At 40.3% G+C, this 19,291-nt stretch carries 12 protein-coding genes; 2 read left to right on the top strand and 10 right to left on the bottom strand.

Annotated features, from left to right (window positions below; genetic code table 11):
* Nucleotides 1–181 precede the first annotated feature (181 nt).
* From uidA to M3180_RS22085, 6 genes are all read right to left on the bottom strand, one after another.
* On the bottom strand, nt 182–1,990 hold the full coding sequence (gene uidA / locus M3180_RS22110; protein WP_251671575.1) for a beta-glucuronidase: 1,809 nt from the start codon (nt 1,988–1,990) through the stop codon (nt 182–184).
* A 34-nt stretch (nt 1,991–2,024) separates the two neighbouring features.
* Nucleotides 2,025–3,629 (bottom strand): response regulator, encoded by a 1,605-nt coding sequence (locus M3180_RS22965; RefSeq protein WP_251671573.1) that lies wholly within the window; start codon nt 3,627–3,629, stop codon nt 2,025–2,027.
* 3 nt (nt 3,630–3,632) lie between these two features.
* Nucleotides 3,633–5,432 carry a cache domain-containing sensor histidine kinase gene (locus M3180_RS22100; RefSeq protein WP_251671571.1) on the bottom strand — a complete coding sequence of 600 codons (1,800 nt, stop codon included), beginning with the start codon at nt 5,430–5,432 and terminating at the stop codon, nt 3,633–3,635.
* 89 nt (nt 5,433–5,521) lie between these two features.
* On the bottom strand, nt 5,522–6,856 hold the full coding sequence (locus M3180_RS22095; RefSeq protein ID WP_251671569.1) for an ABC transporter substrate-binding protein: 1,335 nt from the start codon (nt 6,854–6,856) through the stop codon (nt 5,522–5,524).
* A gap of 36 nt (nt 6,857–6,892) precedes the next feature.
* The gene (locus M3180_RS22090; protein WP_251671567.1) at nt 6,893–7,735 is read right to left on the bottom strand and encodes a carbohydrate ABC transporter permease; all 843 of its coding nucleotides are present in this window, start codon (nt 7,733–7,735) and stop codon (nt 6,893–6,895) included.
* A gap of 15 nt (nt 7,736–7,750) precedes the next feature.
* The gene (locus M3180_RS22085; protein WP_251671565.1) at nt 7,751–8,692 is read right to left on the bottom strand and encodes a carbohydrate ABC transporter permease; all 942 of its coding nucleotides are present in this window, start codon (nt 8,690–8,692) and stop codon (nt 7,751–7,753) included.
* Nucleotides 8,693–8,896: 204 nt separating this feature from the next.
* Between M3180_RS22085 and tlp the strand changes: the two genes are divergently transcribed.
* Nucleotides 8,897–9,112, top strand: coding sequence for a small acid-soluble spore protein Tlp (gene tlp / locus M3180_RS22080; RefSeq protein ID WP_251671563.1), 216 nt, complete (start codon nt 8,897–8,899; stop codon nt 9,110–9,112).
* A 97-nt stretch (nt 9,113–9,209) separates the two neighbouring features.
* On the opposite strand, the gene rarD is transcribed toward tlp, so the two are convergent.
* From rarD to M3180_RS22060, 4 genes are all read right to left on the bottom strand, one after another.
* Complete coding sequence (gene rarD, locus M3180_RS22075; protein WP_251671561.1) at nt 9,210–10,100, bottom strand: EamA family transporter RarD; 891 nt, start codon at nt 10,098–10,100, stop codon at nt 9,210–9,212.
* Nucleotides 10,101–10,247: 147 nt separating this feature from the next.
* Complete coding sequence (locus M3180_RS22070; RefSeq protein ID WP_251671559.1) at nt 10,248–10,406, bottom strand: hypothetical protein; 159 nt, start codon at nt 10,404–10,406, stop codon at nt 10,248–10,250.
* 57 nt (nt 10,407–10,463) lie between these two features.
* A complete protein-coding gene (locus M3180_RS22065) occupies nt 10,464–11,033 on the bottom strand; it encodes an SF0329 family protein (RefSeq protein WP_251671557.1) in 570 nt (189 codons plus the stop codon).
* A gap of 199 nt (nt 11,034–11,232) precedes the next feature.
* Nucleotides 11,233–18,834, bottom strand: a complete 7,602-nt coding sequence (locus tag M3180_RS22060) for an immunoglobulin-like domain-containing protein (protein ID WP_251671555.1) — start codon at nt 18,832–18,834, stop codon at nt 11,233–11,235.
* Between the two features lie 273 nt (nt 18,835–19,107).
* Between M3180_RS22060 and M3180_RS22055 the strand changes: the two genes are divergently transcribed.
* Complete coding sequence (locus tag M3180_RS22055; protein ID WP_432806967.1) at nt 19,108–19,290, top strand: hypothetical protein; 183 nt, start codon at nt 19,108–19,110, stop codon at nt 19,288–19,290.
* The last annotated feature ends 1 nt before the right edge of the window (nt 19,291 follow it).

Raw genomic sequence — 19,291 nt, 5'->3', positions numbered from 1 at the left:
CCGCTGGCTTCCTTCAGATTCCACCTCGCGATGGACACCCTTGCCTTAAGCTATGGCTACTACTGCCTTCACCATTCGGGACTTGAACCCTAGAGATAGCGCCCATGCTGGGCACACTACAAAAAAATCCTCAGAGCATAGTCTTTGAGGATTTTTATTATTGATAATAAATTAGTGCTCCCTACTTCATTGGTTTATATCCGAAGTCTGGAATATCTGTCCAACGTTTGCGTAATTCATGTGCTGCTGCCTTTGGTTTTCTTTCACGAGTAAAGACGCCTTTTTTATTCCCATTCACCCTGCGAATGCTAGCGCTAGTTGCAAAATCAGCAAAATTCCATACATGCTCGCCGATAAAGGTGTCGATACCGTCGAATACCTTATGGCTCATGCGAAGGTAATCGCATTGGAACTCTTCCGTAAATAATTCACCATTCACTTCATGCATCCCTGCGACCGTGTCTGCGCCATATTCCGTCATAATCATTGGCTTATTAGGATAGCGCTTCTTCCAAGCCTCAAGCTCTGCTCGAAGCATCACTTCGGCTACCTCTAAATCAGCGGTATAATCATACCATCCGTAGTAACGGTTGAATGCTAAAACATCAATGATATCGGAAATTTGATCACGGTCGATCGTGGAGCCAATATAGGTTACAATCGTCACAGGTCTAGACTGCGGGTCCGTATTTTTGGTCAGATCAACAAGCGGTTTGAAATATTCATAAGCTCCAACCTCTTCTGTTGCCGCTTCATTAGCGATCGACCACATAACAACACATGCATGGTTTTTATCACGCGCAATCATATCCCTCAGCACATCCTGATGATGCTCAAAGGTTTTTACTCTTTCCCAAGTGCCTTCACCTTTTCCGACCATCTCTTCCGTCGCATGGAAATTAAAATGTACACCCACAGCAGGCGTTTCATTAATAACGACAAAGCCCTCTCGATCAGCAAGCCTCATTAATTCTTCTGAATAAGGGTAGTGAGAGGTACGGAAGGAATTGGCTCCCGTCCATTTCATAAGGTTGAAATCCATCACGTTCACTGCTTCGGCAAATCCACGTCCATGAATCGGCGAATCCTCGTGCTTACCGAAGCCCTTGAAGTAGAACGGTTTTTCATTGATATAAAATTGCCCGTTCTTTACTTCGACGGTGCGCACTCCGAAAGGCTCCTCATAAACATCGACGATACCTCCACTCTGCAGAAGTTCAACCTTCAGCGTATATAGATACGCCTGTAATGGCTCCCATAATTCAACATCGTCAAGCTCTAGACGCCCCTGAGCTCCTTCTCCCGATGCCAATAGATTCCCGGCTTCATCGATGATCGCCACCTTTACAGTAGCGTCTTCACCTACTTGAATGACGTTGTAATTGACAATCCCTTGTTTGCCTTGATAATCGGTTGTAATCACTACATCTTGAATATACGATCTTGGCGTGGTGTAAAGCTTGACCGGCCTCTGAAGACCTGCATAGTTAAAGAAATCAAAATTGGGAATGTTTCGTACTACTTTGCCGATCCCTTCATATTCCTCTTCTGTATAAATGCCAACGGGCAACGTCGTTTCGTCTATAATATTGTTCACAGCCACTGTAATCCGAAGCTCGTGCTGGTTAATAAAATCATTGACTTCTAGTTCAAAGGGCAAAAATCCCCCCTTATGCTCTAACACGAAGGTTCCATTCAAGTATACTTTAGCCAAATGGGTCGCTGAACCGAAACGAAGCACGATTCTTTCACTTTGCAGCACAGCAGGGACACTGATTACCTTCTCGTACCACACCCAGCCCACATGATCGTGTATTTCCTTCGTCACCCCAATATCGTTATAAGAAGCAGGTACAGCCATCGGAATCGTATCCGTTAATTTCCTACGAAACCATTCTTCTTGAAAGCCTGTACCCTTGTCCAGCTTAAAATTCCATATCCCACTTAGATCAATGACGCTTCGAGTTGCTGTATTTATCGGATATAACATTATATTCTCTCCTCTACCTCATTTTGGATCCATTCTATTCGATGCGGACACCTTGTCTATACTCAACAGGAGATGTCCCATAGTATTTCTTGAATACCTTTAAGAAATAACTTTTACTCTCAAATCCAAGCTTGTCCGCAATGGATTCAACACTTTCACTCGTATGATCGAGTAGCTTTTTAGCTTCCTCCATCTTCATGTGATTGACATAATCAACGAAGTTCATATTCGTATGCTGCTTAAACATTCTACTGAAATAGCTTGGATTCAAGTGCAGGTGCTCGGCCACGTCACTTAGCGTAATTTTCTTATCCATATTTAATAAAACATACTTTTGAGCTTTCATAATCTCCGTTTTTTTAGGCAAATGATTAATTTCTTTCATTCGCATAGCATCATGGCTAAGTCGTTCCAATAATCTTCTCGTCAGCTGCTTCGCCGTTTTTGACCGGTCAATGGAACGATGAACAACGGAGTCTATGGAGTGAGATTCGAAGTTTTGCAACGATTGGAGCATCTTCTCCAGATCTAGCAACAGACTTAGCACCCATTTTTTAACGAGATTCGGTTGAAATTGATGTGCGGAGATAAAAGTAGCCCAGTGATAAACCCAATCCTGAAGCCCTACCTGATCCTCCCGAATGAGAAGTCTTTTAACCTCTTCATTCATATCCATCGAATGTAACGGGTAATGAGTCGAAAAACGGCTCTCGTTTAGCTTAGCGATAGAGCCATGTGCCAGATAAAATCTTTGCTCAGATGAATCAAGCATTGTATTCAATTCATTGCTCAAGCCTTCAGGAAATGTACATGCGCCGCCTATAATTGAAGTGATGCTCAGCTTCAAGTAGCTGCGCAGGTTGGCATTTATGTCTTCAACAGCTTGTCTCGCGTCTAATTCAGATACATTGCCGTCCTGAGCATAAATGATAAAGAACGTATCCTCCTTATGAAACAGACAAAATCCTTTCCCTGTTCTACCCACTGTCTCAGTAATGAGGTTATCTACAGCAAACTTCAATGTATCCGCTGAAAACCTCGACGTAACAAGTTCTTCGTAATCATCAATGAACGATATAATAGGAATACAATTTCTATAGGTGAAGTCCAGTTCAAGCTCATGCTCATGTTTCTTAAGCCAGTCAGCAATTACTCTTGAATCCCCCACTAGTAAGCGTTCTAATAGCTTGCTTCTAAGTAAGGTTAAGTTTTCTTTGATTAGGAATTTCATATTGTTCAATGCTTTATGATTAAACTGCGTTTTATCCAATTCCGACTTTAGACGTATCATCATCGTTGTAATACTTTCGGAATCCATCGTTTCCTTCAATATATAATCAAAAGAACCTAAGCGAATAGCTTCCTGTGCATATAGAAAGTCATCGAAGCAGGTTAAAAAGATCGACTTTACCTTTGGATGTTCCTTATTGACCTGCTTTATAAGGGTTATTCCGTCCGTATGTGGCATGCCTATGTCGGTCATAATAACATCTGGTTGTTTTTCTGCAACCAAATTCAACGCCTGTTGACCGTCCTCGCATAATCCAACCACCTCAAACCCTAAATCGCCCCAAGGAATCATCTTATTCAAATATTCTAAGACGAGGTAATCATCGTCGGCTAATAAGATTTTGTACACATTCTACACCTCGTAATGTCCTGGAATGAAAAACATGATCTGCGTTCCACCGCTAGGATTATTTTCGATCTCCATCCTGAATTGATATCCATAGATTAATCTCATCCGTTGAAATACATTCCCAATCCCGATACCGGTAAAGGAGGACTTAGTTTGCTTCGTTACTTCGGAACTCGTCGCTTGCAGTTCATTTTTTAGATGCTGTAATGCTTCTGCAGATAATCCTTTTCCATTATCGGCGACTTGAATAATCAACCCATCTCCAACAAACCTTGATCTAATTGTAATATTCCCATTTTTGTTTTGAAGCCCATGAAAGATGGAGTTTTCAATTAGGGGCTGGAGGAAAAAGCATGGAACATTATAATTTAACGTATCCTGTGCCACATCTTCTACAAGCTCTATTTTGGAGTTGCTCTTAAAGTTCATTAATTGTATATAATGTCGAACGACTTCGATTTCATTTTGAAGCGTAACGAACTCATCCTTGCGATTAAATGTCATGCGCAGCAGCAAAGATAAGGATTGCAGAATTTTCGAGCTTTCATGATCTCCATTTAGCGTTATTTTCAGCCTTAATGAATTCAACGTATTAAATAAGAAGTGCGGGTTAATCTGAGCCTGCAGCATCTCTAACTCAGCCTTTCGCTTACTCTTTTCTACATTTTTAATTTTTTCAATCATTTGCTCAACGGTATCCATCATCTTGTCCCAAGATTGGCCTAATTGCTCGATATCCCCTCGACCTGTAAGCCCTGATCGAGCACGCAAATTTCCTATCTTTACTTGCGCGATTACTCTATAGAGCGTCTTCAGCGGCTTCGTCAATAGACTAACAACTAAGATCAACAATAAAAGAAAAATGATAAAAAATATAACTATCGTAAATAACGTATTCCTCATAATTTTCTGGATGTTCCCGATTGCTGTCTTTTGCGGAATGAGGCTAACGATACTCCACTCTCCGTAGGTAAACGGTTGACTCACCATGACGTACTCCTTCTGGTTATAATGTACGACATGATGTGAACCTCCCTCTTGCATTTCTTCATAAAAAGGGAAGGGCTGCTGGGTAAGCTCTTGATTATTGTGAGAAACAACGATCCCATTGGCATCAACCAGCATTATCTCTTGCTGGGTATTAAAGATCCTTTCATTCATTAACGAACGCAGCTCTTCTTCGCGGACGCTAAGCAGCAGAAAGGCCTTATGATTTTTTGTTAGTTCTAATGCTCCTGCAATAGAGACGACATAAGGTGATTCTGTGTTCTCTGCTTCGATATAGTTCGGATGAACGCCAATCCAGTGAATGCCATAACTAGGCTTGTCTATAATCTCCGCATATTGTTCTGTCCAAGACTGAGCATTCCACTTCACATTCGGAAAATTCGTATACGCGTAGCCGTTATCGATTACGATGGACAAGTATGAGGGAACTAATAAGTTTGTCACTGCTTCTAAATTTCTTGATATTTCAATATCACTAAGCGCTTGCAGATCGACATTCGTTGGATCTTGCTTCGTTCTTTCGATCGTGTGAAGTAATATTGCTTGCAAGCTGTCATTGAACTGAATGTAGTTGGATAAATACAGAAGATTATCAAAATAGTCGGTCATTTGGATATCTAACACTTCTAACGTTTCGTTGGATTGTACAACTGAATTATGCACCAGCTCTTCTTGAACGAGACGATTCATCATGATAAAAGAGAAGATCAAAGGTAAAAGGACACAAAAAACTGAAGAAATGATCAGCTTTCCCCTCAATGATTGATTTCTCCATGCTCGCTTCAGACTTCTCATGACTTCACCTCGTCCACTTCTCAATCTCCAACTAAACGTATAGAGAGAGAGATTACTCTCTCTCCCTCTTCAACTTCAAGCTTTATCCATTACTGATTACGATCAATAACTTTTTGAACTTCTTCAGTAGCACCTTTTAATGTTGTATCCAAATCCTGTTCACCTAGCATGTACTTATCGACCTCGGCTTTGAAAGCATTATATACTTCAGTCATGTAACCTGCAGGAAGGAACTGTTGTGCTTCCTCGCCATGCTCAAGGACATATGCTAGAGATTCTACATCAACAGCTTCCGGCTTTGCCGTTGTCGATACAAGATTATTCAATACTTCACTGATATCTGTTTGTTTCCAAGAAGGAATCGCCTTGTTTTGAACAAGCATGCCCTCCGTGGACATCCATCTCATAAATTTATATGCTTCTTCTTTATTGGCTGAATTTTTTCCAAGTGCAATCATGTCTGCAGATGTATAGCGGTATTGTGCATCATCTGCTTGATCCTTCGGCCATGGTGCCCAAGCAATCGTAAATTCTGGTGTAAAACCGCCCCATTCTGTCACCATATAACTTGGAATCGGAATCATACTTGCTTTCTCTGTAAAGAATTGCTGACGGTAATTTAGCTTCTGGGAAATGATGTTTGCATACGGCTCAGAAGACTGATCGATTCGCTCCAATTCATTACGTAATTGTAAGGAGGCTCTAACTGCAGGGTCATCCATATTTGATGAACCATCCGCCTTGATTAGAAGATTCTCTTCCCCTTTGCTAAATAGCTTTAACGTATCAAAGATTGTAGCCCAAGTATGAAGATAAGAACCATAATGCTCATCAGTCGTTAATTGCTTAGCATACTCCTTATAATCATCCCAAGTCCAATCTGTTGGTACAGGCAATCCCGCTGCATCCAAGTGATCCTTATTCATCATAATCAAATACGTATTGTGTTTTGTAGGAAGTGCGTAGTAAGAGCCATCCTCACCTGCTGGTGAAGGTCCCATATTATACAATTCCTCAACGTCTATTCCTTCATTCTCAATGTAGGTATTAATTGGCTCGACCATACCTGCAGAGATTCTCTTCGCTAGATCCTCCGAGTTGGAGAACATTAATAGATCTAATTTGTCACCAGCTGCTGCTAGTAAATCAAGCTTTTTCAAATAATCATCGGCATTCATATTTTCAACAAGTGCATTAACGTTTACCTTAACGCCTGGATTAGCTTCCTCATAGGCAGCAATCGTTTTTTCCCAGTTTCCATTCTCCTCGTTGATCCAAGTGTAAAGATTAAGCGTTACTTGTCCATCATCAGCTTGATTTTGTTTTCCTCCTGCTGCACTATTGCCACTGTTACCACAACCAGCCAGCACTAGGCTAATAATCATAATAACAGATAGCAATGTTACAATTGATCTTTTTCTCATACGAATCCCCTTTTTCTTTAGTTTTTTGTATTGTCCTTATCCTTTTACGCCTCCAAGCGCAATTCCTTCAATGACTTGCTTTTGACCAATAATGAATACAACAAGCAGTGGAACAATGGCTGAAACAGCTGCTGCCATCATCAAAGAATATATGGATCCGTGAGCATCGGCAAACTGCTTAATGCCAATTTGGATCGTATATTGCGTCTCAGAGCGCAAAAAGATAAGCGGATTTTGATAATCATTCCAGGTCCAGATGAATCGAAGGATCGCATAAGTTGCAAGCGCTGGCTTCACTAGTGGAAGCGCCATACTAAAGAAAGTACGGAAATGTCCTGCGCCGTCCATTCTTGCCGATTCAATGATTTCATCATTCACAGAAATAAAAAATTGTCTAAGCATAAAGGTACCGAAGGCACTGAAACAGTTCAATAGTATTAATCCAAGATGCGTATCTATCAATCCGCTCGAAGAATAAATGAGATACTGCGGAATAATAATCGCTTGTGGTGGAATCATATAGGTCGCTAGTACGACCAAGAAAAGCATGTCTCTACCCTTAAACTGAATTTTAGCAAAAGCATAAGCAGCAAGACAGGAAAAGCCTGCTGAGCCAATGGTCGTTAATACTGCAATTTTGATTGAATTCCAATAGTACAAACCAAAGGATTTTGTTCCAGCCCAGACCTCTGAATAGTTTTCTACAGCGTTCCAAGTCGAAGGAATCCATTCGATAGGAAATTTAAGTACATCAGCTTCTGTCTTAAAAGATGATGATATCATCCAAAGAAATGGCGTGATAAAAAGTAATCCAATTATGGCAAACAAGAGGGTTGCGAACACTTTAGGCCATTTGATAGTCTTTAAACCCGTCTCCATCCTTCGCCCTCCTTTCTAGTAGTTTACCCACTTCTTCTGTCCAATCCATTGTAAGAAGGTAATCGCGATTAAGATAAGGAACAAGATAACAGAAATTGCCGAAGCATAGCCCGTTTTCAATTCCTCAAAAGCTTGCTGGTACAAATACAGCACCGGTATGGTGGATGAATTTGCTGGTCCGCCTTCTGTTAGAACGATGATGAGGTCGAATACTTTGAATGTATGGACGACACCCTGTATGAGCAACAGGAAGGTGGTTGGTGTTACAAGTGGTACCGTAATTTTGAAAAATTGATACCACTTCGACGCTCCGTCGACATTCGCTGCTTCATACAATTGCGCAGAAATATTCTGTAGTGCAGCGATATACATAATGATTTGAAAACCGATCTGGGTCCAGACGATAATAATCATGACCGAGATGAGCGACCAATCTGAGCTGGCAATCCAGCCAGGTACATTCTCCACTCCAAGTGCCATAAGGATCTGATTAATAGGTCCTGCAGTTGGATGAAATAGTACTTGGAACACTAAGGCAATCGCTACCGTACTAGAAATATACGGCATGAAATAAATCACCTTAAAGGTGTCCTTGAAATATACCCCTTTGTTTATGACTACTGCTAGAATAAGCGAGATCGCTAATCCAAACGGTACAACCAATAACAAAATAAAGTTATTGGTAAGCCCTTTCAAGAAGATTGAATCTTGAAATAGAGCAGAAAAGTTATCTAACCCTACGAAGCTTGCTCCTCCTAATCCGGTGACGAAATTCCAATCGGTAAAGCTTAGGAAGAACGAAGCAATGATAGGGAAGAGAATTAAAACAGCACTTCCTATTAACATAGGTGCAATAAATAGATAGCCTGCTACATTATTTCTCAAATCATTTTTGCTAATTTTTCTACTTTTAGTAGCAGGCTTTTTTATCGCTGTATCAGTGGCTATTTGTTTCATTGGAACCTCACCTCCTCGATATGAACTTATTATAGATTTCTGAAAAACCATCAACAATGCAATATCATTACTGTTTCGGTAAAATCTTTACCACTTACAAAAAGCTTGTTTGTTCTTCAAGGCTTGTCGCGAATCTGTAGGAATAACCTCTTTTCAGAATGGTTACGTTAACAAGGTACTAATGCATGAAAGGAGGTTCATACTGTGACAAAGCCAAAGCCGGATAACCGTGAGGATAATAAAATTCATCTGCAGCAGCACATCGAAAACACAAAAGCTAATATGCAAGAGGCTGAAGAGTATTTATATGAGTTGGCTGATGAATTAACTGCTTCTGAAAAGCATGAGATTAGGGAAAAAAATGAGCGTAGAAAACAGAGTATTGAAGGTTTTAAAGAAGAATTAATGGAAGAGCAATAGAAGAGCTTTAAAAAATGGCAGCTCCGCTCCTAATCATTCTAGGAACCGAGCTGCCATCTTGTCGTACTTATACAAAAAACTTCTATTGTGGTTATGCTTAAGCAGCTTCACTTAACTGCTTAGATGCTTTTGCTTTTCTAAACGAAACGAATGTATAGATAATTAATGCAAACCAAATAAATGTAAAGCTAACGAGCTGTGCCTCTGTGAATTCCTCATCAAATACGAAGATAGCGAGCAGCAGGCTAGTTGTAGGCGCAATATATTGGATAAAGCCTACCATGGAAAGTGGCAGCCTCTCAGCTGCTTTAGCAAACCAAAATAAGGGTAGTGCGGTGAACGCACCAGACAACAGCAAGAGCACCATAGATCCACCAGATAAAGTATGAACAGTTGCACTGCCATCAACTTGAATGAAAGTCAGATAAATCATTGCAATCGGAACGACGATCATCGTTTCCCAGGTAAGACCCAATAGGACATCTAATTGAGCAACCTTTTTAGCTAATCCATACAGTGCGAATGATACCGCGAGCACAATAGCGATCCAAGGCACATGACCATATTGAACAGCCATTAACAAGACTCCAATCCCAGCAATAATAATCGCTGCCCATTGACCTGCGCGAAGCTTTTCCTTCAGGAACAACACAGCAAATACTACACTAATTAATGGATTCATATAATAGCCTAGGCTTGTCTCAATGACATTGCCACTATTAACGGCCCAAATAAATAATAACCAATTACAGCTTATAAAAATCGAGCAGAGCACAACAGCCCATCTGCTTTTGCGGTCTTTAACAACACTTTTAAGCTGCTTCCAGCGCTTAGCCACTGTCACAAGCACAGCAACGAATACGAAGGACCATAGGATGCGGTGAGCTAGTATTTCGCCTGCTGGCATCGCGTTAAACAATTTCCAGTATAAAGGAAGCAACCCCCACGTTAAGTAAGCTAATAAACCGTATATAATACCTTTCTTCATAAAGAAAACTCCTCTAGCTGATTCATTTAAAGCCATCAGAAAAGTATATAACAATTCACAGCGTATTGTAAATTACAAATAAAGGCAGGCTTACCCACTTGATGTGGTCTAGCCTGCCTTCTGCGTTTTTTGGAGTATTCATTTATGCTAGCTTTGGTTGCGATTTACAAAAGGCACCGTGACTTCCTCCGGATGCTCGATTTGCGAATCGCCATAAAATTCGCGATCCATGCGAATATTAGCTTGCTCTGTCTCAGTCTTGTCAGACAGGCGCTTCTCCTTTGGAGAATCTTGCTCACGCTCCATGGCTGTCCCCTCCTTTAAGGAGGTAGTATGTCCATTTGAAGAAATACTATGATTGCATCATAACGTACTAAGCCTTAATTCATAAAAATACTGAACAATGGGATGCTTTGCCTTCACGCTCTCACGCATGTTTAGGATTCGTTTTTTCCCTACTCTACGGTCTACTAAAGCTAAAATATTCAATAAGATGTCGTCACTCTCGATGCTTTCCTCTATGGAAAGGGATAAAAATGTATTAGCTACTGTAACAAAGTTTGACTTACTTAATGATGCTTGTGCGGATAATAGCTGCTTGGCATGTGTTGATATTTTTCTCCCTCTTGCAATGACTGCTAGACGCTCCTCTGGAACGTTCCCATTGCTAGCTTTTCTTACCGCATCAATTTCTGCATCGCTAATAGGGACTTGAATATCAGGATCATTTTTAATTTCTAAGTCTGACTGGTACCACTTGATTGTCGTCGTTGCATCTCTCATATTGAATATGTTCTTTTTATCTACAGCTATATAACAAAGGCCTGCTTTATCAGGTAAATAACGATAGCCCGTTGGTCGATATTCAAACCTTCCAACTAATGCAGGAGAAAGAAAACTTTCTAGCTGCTGCTTCAATTTGCTCCAGGACATGTTTGCCTCCTATAAAGCCTGATTCCCGTATTTTTTCTATCAGACTATCTTTTTGAAAGTATACCCTGTTCAATGACTACATAGCAAATAGCAGCCTCCATGTTCCGATATAAGCCATTAACCATCTCAGGTATTGTAGTCATAAAAAAGACCTTCTAGCTATCCACCAGGACAGCTAGAAGGTCTTCTCAAGCATCAATTAGATTAGATCAAGCTCCTTCAGTAAATTGTAGATAACTGAAGCGGCTTCTCCTCTTAATGTCGGGCTTTGAGGAGCAAACTTGTTGCCATTTCTACCAATCATAAGCCCTAGCTTTCTTGCCGTATAGACATCCTCGAATGCCCATCCGCTTATTTTCTCTGTATCGGAGAACTGAGCAATCTGTTCTAGTTCTTCTGCAGTGATGTCGATATCCTTGTATTTCTTAAGTGTTCTAATAATAATTGCAGCCATTTCTTGTCTCGAGACGACACGCTCAGGCTCGAAGCTTGTCTCACTTACCCCTTTTACAATACCAAAGTTTTGTGCAGTTGTAATATAAGACTCGTACCATTTGTCCGATACATCAGCAAACTGGCTATTAGACTCATTCATTGGAAGATTAAGCATTCTTACAATTAATGTTGAGAATTCAGCTCTAGTAATACCAATGTTAGGGTTGTAGTTTCCTTCATTATCGCCTGTAATAATTTGTCTAGCTGCTAGCAATTCAACAACATCTTTTGCCCAATGTCCATCAAGATCTTTAAAGACAACCTTATTTTCCATTAGCGCAATAGTTGCTGGAGAATCCAACATAATGGTAACTGTATTATTTTTAGCATCAATAATGCCACCAACGGCTACCCAACGTTTCTCAGCCTTGTTGTACGTATATACAGCTAGCTGATTCAGATTCGTAATGTCGCTTGGATCATAGCTAAACTGTACTTGAATTGGACCAGTCGTATCTTTTGATACGGCTTCTACATTGTACACTTCGCCAACCAAACGCATTTTCGGTTCTTTGTTTGCTACAATTGCTTGATCCTTGTTCTCTTTAATAATGTAGCCACTATTTTTGCTATCTACAATAACAACTGGCAATTCTGGCTCCTCTTCAACCTCTTCCTCTGGAGTCACTACCACTACATCATCATAGCTAGCTTCTAGTACGACTACTTCTCTTGTAATTTCAGATTGATTTCCATTAGCATCGGTAATGATATAACGCAAGATATATGTGCCAAGCTTAGTTGAATCTACTGCACCAATCATAATGACTCGGCCCGTAATATCACCATCTTGGTCATCTGTAGCCATTACACCTTGCTCTTGATACGCATTACCCTTTTGCACGTAAACAACACTTGGACCAGTAAGCTTAATGACAGGTTTTTCTGTATCCGAGGTTACAGCCTCATATTTGTTATTCACGCTGGTCGTTACTTGCTCGCGCAGTGAAGGATATTGATAGCCACCTGTTGGCTTTTTAGTGATAATATCTTCCGCTACAGCATCCTTGTGAACATCAGTAAATTCAGCATACTTATCCATTGCATCTTGATCAAAGTCCATATCTGGATCTTCAAGAATGTTGCGAACTTCTTTAACTGTAATATTTTCTTTGTTCAAAATATTACTCAACTCTGCCTGTTTTTGTTCCTTAGTGGTCGCCATAACAGAGTAAATACTTAAATGATTCGTTAACAAACTCATGTTACCAGATTGTTCATCATAGCTGCTTCTAATGTACTCCCACTCTTCCGATGTCTCGTTGAAGTAGAACGTCATAAAGCGCTGCTGCTCGTTCATATTCGTTCCAATGAAAATATTCAATACGATATCTTCTGTCGTTTGGAAATTTTCAATGTCCTTTTCACTGATAACATTTCCTTCAGAATCTTCTTCAACCACTCTCATCTTGAAGTCGAAAATTTTGTTATCGTAAATCGCAAGGTCAGCATTCATCTTATCAATAGCTGAAACGATGTTTTGGTTTTGTTCTAGCTCGACATCTACTTTCTCAATCACTAACTCTAATCTGGAATTTCCATCTAGAGAAGTAAGATCAAGCTCACCAACTGGTACAATAATGGAAGCATTGCCCGATTGAAGCTCAATTTTAGTGTTTTGTTCATTAGCTGTTCTCAGCTGTTCTTTGCTGATGCTAACTTTAATAGGTGCACCATACTCTGCTTCTTCCGTCGTTACAAGTATGATTTTACCAGTTTTACTCTTTTCAGCTTCAAGGAGTGCTTCTCTGATTTTTTGATCAGTAACACTTTTATCGCCATCTACTTGGACAACTGTGCTAGCCGGTGTTGATGGTTTAACTACAGTCACCGTACGTTTTACTTGTGCGATATTTCCAGCTAGATCTGAGACCGTATAGATCAGCGTGTATTTACCAATCTTTTTAGTATCAATAAAGCCACTCATTACAACTCGATCTGTAATATCTCCATCCATGTTATCAATTGCTTGTGCACCAAGCTCTACATAGATTTGACCTTGTTCTACAATTACATTACTGCTGCCAAGGAGTGCCACTACAGGCTTAATTGGGTCAGCGACAACAACTACTGTGAAGGTCTTTTCTAACGTGTAATCACCTTTAGTGATTGTTACCGTTAGCGTTACCTCTGTATCTACTGTAGGAGGTGTAACTTTACCTTCTGCGGATAGAATATCCTCATGACTGCTGCTCCATTTCACATCACTTCCGTAATATCCTAAGTCAGTTAGTGAAATATCTTTAGATACCCAATCAGGTCGATCTCCTGGAGCGAACTCAATTCGCAAGGCTTCTGTGTCTTTATCTACAGATTCTTTATCATTGTCTACTGTAAATCTAACAACCGTACTGTTGCCTGCAGCATCAGTTAGTCTCAAGGTATATTCGCCGTTAGCTTCAATGGTCGTGCCACTTTCAAAAGGTTGTCCATTTAGAGTAGCTGTTCCTTCTTCAAAGCTAACCGTAGGGTACTCCTTATACGTTTCACCATTTTCAATACCTGTTACTACTGGAGGCGTGTTATCAACGATAACAGTCTTTTCACTAGCCAGTGAAATGTTTCCAGCTTTATCAATAATATAGAACTTATAATTTCCATCCAATTGTGGTGTAACAATCTTCGTTGCATCACCAGTTACCTTAGTCATTGATCCACCCTCAACGAATGAAACCGTTCCTTCAGGTGCCAACCAAATCGTATCCTCAACGTCCATGGATGGTTGAATGGAGATAAATGTGTTACCTTTCGTTAAGACATCCTCTGCAATGATCTGATCTTGATTAACAGGCGGAGTTTTATCAATATTTACTGTTTTTGTAATGCTGACTTCATTACCTGAACGATCTATGATCATGATTTCAATTACAGTTTGGCCTTCCTGTCCAATAACAAATGGCTCGTTGTAAGGAACAAACTGATCCATACCTGGAAGCTTGTAGTATATCTCAGCATGCTCAGCTTCAGATTGATCTGTTTCATCAAATGTTTTTGAGATCACAACCGTTACATCCTTATTGCTAAGCCCTTGATCAGGTGAGATGGTTACACTTGGAAATACAGAGATTTCTTTATTAATTACAATTGTCCGTGTCGTAATGTCACTAACATTACCTGCCAGATCGTACGTTCTTGATTCAATCGTATACGTACCTTCTTCAGTCAGTACAAGCGGATCCGCATAAGAAGTCCAATCTTGACCTGCTGCCCCTACGATACGATATTCTGTATTAATTACTCCGGATACTGCATCTTGACCAGGAATAATAGAGAACGTGTACTCATTATTGTAGAAGTCTCTATTAGGCTGAAGATCGATAATAGGTGCTGTTGGCTTTTCCTTATCGATATTGGAAACGTGGATGATATCGACTCGCTCGTTACCTGCAAGGTCACGAACATAAACCGAGTAAACCCCGTTCACATTAGCTTCAAACCAATAGTCATTAGCTTGAGTTCCGTTAGTATTAAAGTAATCTTCTTGCTGAAAGCCGTATGCGTATTTTACCTCAGCTATCCCGCTACCATTATCATCGGAAGCATTGATCCAAACTAGAACAGGATGATTGACCCACTCTGTTGTACTTGGAGTTAAAGAATTTATCGTTGGTAGCTGATTATCAACAACAATAGAAGCTTGAGTTGGCTCAGAAATATTGCCTGCTGCATCTACGATATAAATATAGTAGGTGCCGTCTGCCTCTGGTGCAGTAATAGACGTGTAATTTCCTGCAACACTCGTAATGGTTTCGCCATTAGCTACTAAATCTTGAAGCGGCGTTCCATATGGCGCTATAAATACCTTCTCACCATCTCCAGCTGCTGAGTCAAGTGAAATGGTTTTGCCCCCTTGTACATATCGAGAGCTTGTAAGCACATCATTCTGTACATTAGGTGAAAGCGTATCTTTGAATAACGGTTGAGTGATCTCCATGCTTTCATTACCCGCAGCATCAATCACCTTCACACTTACTGTAATCGTGCCATCAACTAATGAACTAATATCACTAGGAGGTATGCTCCATGCACCATTCTCGTCAGCAAACGCGACGATAATAACGGTGTTATTTTGTTGATCAATAAAAGTTACTTCAACCTTAGCATGTGCTTCAGCTGTACCAGAGAGAGTTACCTCTTTCGACTCTAGATTATTAATCGTGTTGTCCCCAGCGATTGGCAATAACATCATTGCCATATTAGGTGGTGTGTTATCGACAATAACAGCAAACTCCGAAGCCATCGATACGTTACCACTTTCATCCACCACATACAGGTAGTACGTACCTTCTGCAGCAGGCGCTTCGATTTGATTATTCGTTCCATCACCAACTAATTTGGTAATAGTTGTCCCTTCCTCGAAGGTTGTCGTACCAATTGGTGCCAACCAAGCTGTCTCTCCCTCAGCAGGTGTACCAGATATAATATTAACCATTGTGCCAGGCTGTACAGCTTGAGCTTCAATGCTTGGTCTGCCTGGAGGTGTAGTATCTACAATTAGTGTATCCCACACAAAGTCTTCAGACAGATTCACATTCGCATCATTCTCGTTGCTGTCTTGAATCGTTCCATCTGCAAGCTGTAATGCCTGCTCAGCTGCAATACGAATTTCCTCTGTATCGTCACCAGGTTGGATCGTATATTCAAAAGTTAGCTCAGTTGTAGAGCTGCCACCTGTATATTGTGCTTGACGAATAGGCTCGCTACCGAAATCAAGCGCTAACTCAGGCACACCGTTAACAGTAACTTCTTCGTCAAAGGTAACTCTTATGATGATTGTGTCTCCTGGCTTATAACGGGTTTCTGGATCTACAACCTCAACATTTACAATGCTAGGTGGTGTAAAATCACTAACCGTAACTTGGAAAATTTGAACAGCCTTTTTTCCACCTGGATCCCTAGCTTCAATCGTTATATCCGCCGTTCCTGAAGCACCAGCAACTGGAGTGAAGCGAATCGTGCGATTTTCACCCGTACCACCAAGCTCAATGCTAGCATCTTCAATTAGCTCTTGATTAGAAGAAGAAGCCGTTACCGTAATTAAGTCAGCTGAGATAACCTCATCGCTAATGGTGAAGTTAATCTCCTCAGAAGGAGTGCCGATGTTAACGCTTTGGTTCTCGATGCTGCTAATTGTAGGAGCACTCTTCTCAACGATCGTAACCTTAAATGTTTGCACAACCGACATATTACCATCAGTTGCTGTTAATGTAATCGTTACTTCGCCTGCTTGTCCAAGAGCTGGTGTGATAGAAACAACTCTATCCTTTCCATTGCCACTTACTACAATATTCTCATTCGGAATCAATGCCGAATCTGAAGTTGTACCTGTTACCGTAACACTATAAACACCTGTCTCTGCATCCTCTACTTGAAAAGCAATCTCTTTCGTTGTTCCTTCTGTGATTGCTTGCTCACCGATACTCGAGATCGTAGGTTCATGATTAGGTAAAATGTTCAGAAAGCGACTAAAGGTCTCTGACCAAGTACCATGCTCGTTCTTCGTTCTAAGTGAAATTCTATACGTCCCTACACCTTCATCTGCAAAATCTAGCTTTGGTGAGTTACCTTTATAGATTTCCTCAGATCCTTTGTACACTGTCCATTCGTATTGACTTATTGAAGCACTACGAGGATCGTAGCTAGTATCTTCAATCTGAATCGTACTAGACGGCCAGATCAATTCATTCGCACTAAGCTCGAAATCAGAAATTGGCTTACCTGCACCAGACTGAGTCGATTGATAGCGTGAACGAGCGATACTCCACGTTCCTTGATAGTCTTTAACCAGAAGTTGGATAATGTAATCCTCATTAGGTACAAAGCTACTTGGCTGCCCGCTTATCCAAGCCTCATCTGTCGTGCGCTTCCACTGCCAGATTGCTTCCTGAATCCCGTTATTTTCGCTTGGCGTATCTAGATCATAGGATCGGCTTGTTAGTACAACCTCATGATTTTCACTAACCTCAACATCAAAGCGACTGACCGGTTGTCTGTGTACGTAAAGGGTTTTAACAAGTACGTCAGCGTAATAAATATCGTATTTTCCGACTTTACTAAAAGTAGGGTTGAAATCATCCAAGTATTGACCGCTGTATGGAACAACACCAGTGTTGCTAGCGTACACTTCAGGATCATGCTCAATTCTCCATTTACCATTTGGCCAACTTTCATCCTTCGTATTCGAAAGCTCAGATGCTGGAGATACGATTAGATCATAGTTTTGACCCAGTTCTAAATATTCATTGTTGGCTTCATTACGTGATTGACTAGCAATATAATCCGCCGTTTGCTCGATTTGCTGCTCATAGCTTGAACCAGCTCGATTAATAAATGTACCTAAACCATTATTTTTATTAATAAATGATTCGGCTTGATTCTGTGTTAAATCATCGCTTCCGCCAAAATCACTATCCTCGCCCCAGCCAATATAGTGAATTTGATCATTGTTCATTCTTGAAGTAATCTCACCTAAAGCAATGGAATCATCAAAGTCAGGCACCGTTTCATCGTTTAAGTTAACAAGATACTTTCTAGCTGTAGGTCTCCAGTTTGGTTCACGCAGAACTTCCATGAAGTCCTTAGAAATGATTTCGACCTCTTTACCAGCGAAAACCGTATCATCATTAAAGTGAAAGTCCCACGAATCTTCGTTGCGCTTAAAGCTACCAAAATAAAATTTCTCTTCTACAAAGCCAGAATGACTAATAAGCTGTTGTTTAACTCCATCTACTGTTTTGTAAAGATACATAGTAGACGTGTCCGATCCACGGAATGGATTAATGTAAACTTTAAGCTCCACAATCTCAGGCGGAATCGATTCCCCCAAATGTAGCGTAATAATTTCTCCAGTTCCGCCATTCCTATCGTCATAATCTAATTTACTGCCATATACTTCGAGTTCACCGTAATATAGCTGTGTTGTCATTTCCTCTGCATTTTCTTCCCAATACTCTACATGAGAATCCATGTCTATCCCTGGACCTGGCCAGAATAGATTAAGCTCAAAATTACCTTCTAAAATATTCGTTTCATTTACTTGCACCGCTTGAATATTAAGATTGCTAGCATTTACTCCTCTAGCCTCTAATGCCCGTTCTAAGTCCTCCTTGTAGCTGTCTATATTTTGCGTAGAATTATCCAACGCTAGCACGACATCTACATCGTAGGCTTTCTGTACATTGATACCAATCTCTACTGCTTCAGCTTCTGCATTCACATGGACTGGCATTGCTACTGTTACTAATGAAACGACTAATGTAAAACTAAGTATGGAATTTCCAAACTTTTTTAACCATCGTTTACTCATCAATGATGCCCCTTTCTGTCTTAAATTGTGCTAAAACTAGTAATTTATCAGTAGTACTTTTCTATTGTACTTATCTCCTATCAACAAATAATAAACAATTATTAAACATTTATAATGTAGCGAATCGGCTAGTAATCTAGAATGTAATAATAATAATGTTAATAATAATTATGAAATCACATATTATTCAACGGAAAGGGGTATGCATGCATGACGAGCCGAAGATGAAGGAAACGGATAATAGTGTAATTGAGTTTATTGAACGCGTGGAGAATGAAAGTAGAAAGAGAAAAGATATTAGAACGCTTTGGTAAGCATACGAAAAGTAAGGCTTGTATTTATGTAAATAAATTAGCTGATATTGATACCAACGTTTTAGAGGAGCTCATTCAATACACATTAGACGAATATCAAACTCAAAACCAGAGAAATAAAAATGGGATGAAATCTGAATAGA

It is taken from the genome of Paenibacillus camelliae, from assembly GCF_023715345.1.
Taxonomy (GTDB): domain Bacteria; phylum Bacillota; class Bacilli; order Paenibacillales; family Paenibacillaceae; genus Pristimantibacillus; species Pristimantibacillus camelliae.
This window is presented reverse-complemented; position numbering and strand designations above follow the sequence as displayed.

Bases quoted from the DNA above. Each gene is read 5' to 3' on its own strand.
- uidA (WP_251671575.1), bottom strand. From the start codon at position 1,990: ATGTTATATCCGATAAATACAGCAACTCGAAGCGTCATTGATCTAAGT.
- M3180_RS22100 (WP_251671571.1), bottom strand. From the start codon at position 5,432: ATGAGAAGTCTGAAGCGAGCATGGAGAAATCAATCATTGAGGGGAAAG.
- M3180_RS22095 (WP_251671569.1), bottom strand. From the start codon at position 6,856: ATGAGAAAAAGATCAATTGTAACATTGCTATCTGTTATTATGATTATT.
- M3180_RS22090 (WP_251671567.1), bottom strand. From the start codon at position 7,735: ATGGAGACGGGTTTAAAGACTATCAAATGGCCTAAAGTGTTCGCAACC.
- M3180_RS22085 (WP_251671565.1), bottom strand. From the start codon at position 8,692: ATGAAACAAATAGCCACTGATACAGCGATAAAAAAGCCTGCTACTAAA.
- rarD (WP_251671561.1), bottom strand. From the start codon at position 10,100: ATGAAGAAAGGTATTATATACGGTTTATTAGCTTACTTAACGTGGGGG.
- M3180_RS22070 (WP_251671559.1), bottom strand. From the start codon at position 10,406: ATGGAGCGTGAGCAAGATTCTCCAAAGGAGAAGCGCCTGTCTGACAAG.
- M3180_RS22065 (WP_251671557.1), bottom strand. From the start codon at position 11,033: ATGTCCTGGAGCAAATTGAAGCAGCAGCTAGAAAGTTTTCTTTCTCCT.
- M3180_RS22060 (WP_251671555.1), bottom strand. From the start codon at position 18,834: ATGAGTAAACGATGGTTAAAAAAGTTTGGAAATTCCATACTTAGTTTT.
- M3180_RS22055 (WP_432806967.1), top strand. From the start codon at position 19,108: ATGAAAGTAGAAAGAGAAAAGATATTAGAACGCTTTGGTAAGCATACG.